Consider the following 5,205-nt stretch of genomic DNA (forward strand, 5'->3'; position numbering starts at 1 on the left):
CGCGTGCTGATCTGTCCCTGGCTGCGCAGCACTTCGCGATGCAGACGATCACGTTGGAAGTCGCTGATGACCTGCCCGTCTAGATTGATCTGGTGCAGATGGCCGCTGCCGTAATGCAGGCGATTGAGCCACCGACCATCAGGCAGTAGCGTTTGAGTCAGGTTGCCGAGTTCGTCGTAGTGATGCTGCAACGCGCCAGCCGCCGAGTGCTCGCTGACCAACTGGCCCATCGGGTCGTAGGCAAATCCCAGCTTTTGGTGGTGGCCCGTTTCATCGGTAAACGCGACCTCAATCAGCTGATCCAGCGGGTCGTAACGGTACTCAGTACGCCCGTCGGCAGTGGCTTTTGCGATCAGGCGGCCCACTCCGTCGCGCTCCAGTAAATGAATACTCGAAGCCGCGACGCGCTGGTTTTCATCGGGCGCAGGTAGCTGTTCCATGCGAACCGGGTGACTCAGCGCGTCGTAGCCATAACGCCGCTGACTGCCATCCAGATCATGCTGCGTTATCAGCCGATCAGCGGCATCCCAGACAAAGCGATAGCTCTCGCCATTCTCGTTGGTCAGCGCCTGCAACCGGCCGAAGGCGTCGTAGCTGAACTGCACTTGGCGGTTGTGCGCGTCGAGGCGTCGCCGTACCTGACCCCGGCGGTTGTACTCATAGCTTGTGGTATCGCCGGACGGGTCGGTATAACCGGTGAGCAATCCGCTGGCATCACGCGAGTAATGTTCGGCCCGACCATCCGCCAGCTGACTGCGCAGCAGCCACCCTTGGGCGTTGTGCTGATAAAGCGTGCGCTCGCCCAGCGCGTCGGTGATGCCCTGCAGGTAACCGCGTTGGTCGTAGCTGAAGGCCGTCGGATAACCCGAGCAATCCACGTGCTGAATCAACTGGCCGAATTCATTCCAGCGCAGCTGTTTGCGCTTGCCGATGGCGTCGATGATTTCGATCACCTGGCCGCGCGCGTCGTAGCCATAGCGCGTGACATGCCCCAGCGGGTTGGTCTCCTGAGTGCAATTGCCTCGCGGGTCGTAGCGGTATTGCCAACTGTTGCCGGCGGCGTCGGTTTCAACCAGGGGCAACGACCAGTGCTCCAGCCAGACCGTGGAATCACTGCGCCCAAGCGGATCCTCTGTGGCACTGAGATTGCCAGCGTCGTCGTAACTGTACGACCACTTGCCGCCGTGTGGATCGACAGCAGAGAGCAACTGACGCTCGTCGTTCCAGGTAAACTCCCAGGTCTGGCCAAGATTGTCGGTGTACCCAATGATCTGATGCTGACTGTTCCACAGGCGCGTGCTGCGCCGGTTCAGGCTGTCGGTGATCTGCGTGCTGCCAGCGTCCAGGTCGTAGTCGAAGCGGTACTCATCGCCTTCGTCAGTCCAGTGACGAACCACGCGCCATTCGCGCCCATCAATCAGCATCCATTGATAAAAACAGCGCAAGCCGGTCGGCAGTTGATGCTCGACCATGCGCCGCCTGCTGTCGTAGGCAAAACGTCGCTGTAACGTGCCAGAGATATCGCGAACCTCGGCCAGGTCGCCGACAGCGTCGTAGGCATAGCTCGCCAGAGTTTCCCGGGTCTGATCGCTGAACACGCGGTCGACACGTTCAACTCGTCCTGGCCATTGCGCCGAATACGCCAGCGATACGCATAACGCATCAAACGTATCGCGCAGTTGAGCCAGCCGACCTTGCGCGTCGTAATCCAGATAAATGCGGTTGTCGTTGCGGTCACCCAACTGAGTCAGGCGCAGCAACGAAGAAACCCCTGGCGTCGGCTCGAACAGCCGATAGATCCCGTCCTCGCTCTCGATCAGCAACTGACCATTGCCATGCCGTTTCACGGCCAGCCCTTCGCCTGCGCTGAATACCGCGCCGCCAAGCGGGATCGCCCCCATGTCGATGCTGCGCGCCTGCTCATCGATGTAGATCAGCCGTTCGCCGCCCTGCGGATGGGCTTCGATGTTCACGCTGACCTCGAATGCCACGCTCCAGCCCGTGCCGAACAGGCCATCGCTGCGCTCATCACGGCTGCTGTAAAAGCGCTGCCACTCAATGGGCAGGATGCCCGGCAGCACGAAGTCCAGCTCTTCAACGCCGCCCAGAACCTTGGCGCCGGTCGCGGCGTGGACCGGATTTGGTGAACCGGCGATGGCGTTGGTCAGCGCACCCATGGCCGAACTGACGACAAAAGCATTCACGCCGCTGAGCAGCATGCACGGCAGGTTGCTGAGGAACTTGCCCTTGCTGCCCTTGAGCATCATCAGTGCGGTGATTGCCAGGCCAACCCCGGGCGTCTTGCCGCTGCGGATTTCCCGCACCACCACCTTGCCGCCGCCGATGCGCACGTTGGGCGATATCAGCCCCGAGGACACGACTGTCGCGTCGCACGTACTGCGGTCGCCGCTGCGCACGGCGGGCTGGCCATTGATGGTGACCTTGTCCGAACCTTCGGCAAGCATCTGGGGTGGCATCGGCGGGTGCCGCGTGCAGAGCACCAGGTCCAGCGGCTTGGGCACGACGCCCGGGCCCGGCGTCGCGACGGTGGGGCGCCACATCTGTGCGAAGAACCCCTTGGCCATATCGAGAAATCCCGGTTCCTCCCGGGATTCGTGTCCCTCGGCTTCTGCAATGTCAGGTGAGCCCGCTGGCACCAGCGTCGAGGGCACGCTCCCTGCCGCGCGCGCGGCGGGAATGCCGTTGATGAACGTGTCGGTGGAGCCCGTCGAAATATTCGCCTGAGGCGTGGGCGGGAACAAGCCGTTGGCGATGTCCTCGCACAACGAACCGAGGCCCTTGTCGGCCCCGGTCTTGCTCATCACCACACCGACAACCAGTCCGACCACCGCGCCCAGCACGCAGGCGCCGATGCCGCCGGTGGCCACCGTAATTCCTGTCGCCGCGACCACCGCAGCGGTCGCCAGTGCGCCGATGGCAACGTTGGCAGCCACCTCCAGCACGCCCCCGAGAATGTCGGCCATCATTGAGGTGTGCGACAACGCATCGCCCACCCGAGCGGCCCAGAGTGCGTCAGACATTCCTTGTCCTGCTATTTGAGAAACGGCGTAATCTAAACGCTTTGAGCTGCGTTGTCTGAACTCAGAAACAAAAAAGGAGCAGGGTCGGCGCTTTTCAGAAGAGGACTACAACACTGTGCCTTCATTTCTACGGATCGGAAAAAGATGCTTGATGAACTCGGCATCTTCCGGTTCGCTGGCCAGCCGGTCCACTGGGCAAAAACGGCCAGGGCGATCAGCACGACCACATCGTCGCGATCATGGCCGGCCATGATCGCGCAGCATTCGCTGGAAGACTCGGTTAGTTCGTTCCCGGCGGGGAGGGCGGGGCCGCCAGTCCTTGCATTGCCACGATTGTGCGGCCCGTCAAGCACCGACGCTGGAGCCACGCAGGCCGCGCCTGTTAAGATTCGCGGCTTGTTCGACCTATTCGGGATTTTCCATGACCACCGTCCGCACCCGCATCGCGCCATCGCCCACCGGCGACCCTCACGTTGGCACGGCTTACATCGCGCTGTTCAATTATTGCTTCGCCAAACAGCACGGCGGCGAATTCATCCTGCGCATCGAAGACACCGATCAACTGCGCTCGACCCGCGAGTCCGAACAACAGATTTTCGACGCTTTGCGCTGGCTCGGCATCGAGTGGAGCGAAGGGCCTGACGTTGGCGGCCCCCACGGCCCGTATCGCCAGAGCGAACGCGGCGATATCTACAAACAATACGTGCAGAAACTGGTTGATGCCGGCCATGCCTTCCCGTGCTTCTGCACCGCCGAAGAGCTTGACCAGATGCGCGCCGAGCAGATGGCCCGTGGTGAAACCCCGCGTTATGACGGCCGCGCGCTGCTGCTTCCCAAAGAAGAAGTTGAGCGTCGCCTGGCTGCAGGCGAGCCCCATGTGATCCGCATGAAGGTGCCGAGTGAAGGCGTGTGCGTGGTGCCGGACATGCTGCGCGGCGAGGTCGAAATCCCGTGGGATCGCATGGACATGCAGGTCCTGATGAAAACCGACGGCCTGCCGACCTACTTCCTGGCCAACGTCGTCGACGACCATCTGATGGGCATCACTCACGTCCTGCGCGGCGAAGAGTGGCTGCCGTCGGCGCCCAAGCTGATTCTTCTGTATGAATACTTCGGCTGGGACAAGCCGGCGTTGTGCTACATGCCGCTGCTGCGCAATCCCGACAAGAGCAAGCTGTCCAAGCGCAAGAACCCGACTTCGGTGACGTTCTACGAGCGCATGGGCTTCATGCCTGAGGCGATGCTCAACTACCTGGGTCGCATGGGCTGGTCGATGCCTGACGAGCGCGAGAAGTTCTCGCTGGACGAGATGGTCGAGCACTTCGACCTGAGCCGTGTGTCGCTGGGCGGGCCGATTTTCGACATCGAGAAGCTGTCGTGGCTCAACGGCCAGTGGCTGCGTGAGCTGCCGGTGGAGGAGTTCGCCAGCCGCGTGCAGACGTGGGCGTTCAACAGTGACTACATGATGAAGATCGCGCCTCACGTGCAGGGCCGCGTCGAAACCTTCAGCCAGATCGCGCCGCTGGGCGGCTTCTTCTTTGCTGGCGGTGTGACCCCGGACGCTAAGTTGTTCGAGCACAAGAAGCTTTCGCCAGAGCAGGTGCGTCAGGTCATTCAGCTGATCCTGTGGAAGCTCGAATCGCTGCGTCAGTGGGAAAAGGACAGGATCACAGGTTGCATTCAGGCGGTGGTCGAGCACCTGGAGCTCAAGCTGCGCGACGCCATGCCATTGATGTTCGCGGCCATTACTGGTCAGGCGAACTCGGTATCGGTCACTGACGCGATGGAGATTCTGGGCCCGGACCTGACCCGCTTCCGTCTGCGCCAGGCTCTGGACATGCTCGGCGGCGTGTCGAAAAAAGAGAACAAAGAGTGGGAGAAAGTGCTCGGCGCCATTGGCTGACCGAGCCGTGGCCGCTGCGCAAGTTGCAGTGGCCGATCTTCGGGGGCATTTTCCGGGTGGCGGTAAGTGATTGTTATCCCGAAAAATTCTTTTGGAATTGTTTTAAAAAGAGTTTGACAGCTTTCCGGGTCGCACTTAATATGCGCCCCGTCCACACGGCAACGCAGAAACACGCGGTAACGCGGCGTCATCTGCAAGTGTATTGTGGGGCTATAGCTCAGCTGGGAGAGCGCCTGCATGGCATGCAGGAGGTCAGCGGTT

3 protein-coding genes are annotated in these 5,205 nt (G+C 61.4%); 2 read left to right on the top strand and 1 reads right to left on the bottom strand.

The annotated features are described in order from the left end of the window. A partial coding sequence (locus QRN48_RS24900) for a DUF6531 domain-containing protein (RefSeq protein ID WP_285354056.1) occupies positions 1–3,041 on the bottom strand: 3,041 nt, incomplete at its 3' end. 421 nt (positions 3,042–3,462) lie between these two features. Between QRN48_RS24900 and gltX the strand changes: the two genes are divergently transcribed. Together gltX and QRN48_RS24910 are read left to right on the top strand one after the other, a co-directional pair. Further along, a complete protein-coding gene (gltX, locus tag QRN48_RS24905) occupies positions 3,463–4,944 on the top strand; it encodes a glutamate--tRNA ligase (protein WP_285354058.1) in 1,482 nt (493 codons plus the stop codon). Beyond that, positions 4,914–5,205: hypothetical protein (locus tag QRN48_RS24910; RefSeq protein WP_285354059.1), on the top strand; the 292-nt coding region annotated here is incomplete at its 3' end. The genes gltX and QRN48_RS24910, both read left to right, overlap by 31 nt.

The sequence above is a fragment of the Pseudomonas sp. ME-P-057 genome (assembly GCF_030208975.1).
Taxonomy (GTDB): domain Bacteria; phylum Pseudomonadota; class Gammaproteobacteria; order Pseudomonadales; family Pseudomonadaceae; genus Aquipseudomonas; species Aquipseudomonas lutea.

Bases quoted from the DNA above. Each gene is read 5' to 3' on its own strand.
- gltX (WP_285354058.1), top strand. From the start codon at position 3,463: ATGACCACCGTCCGCACCCGCATCGCGCCATCGCCCACCGGCGACCCT.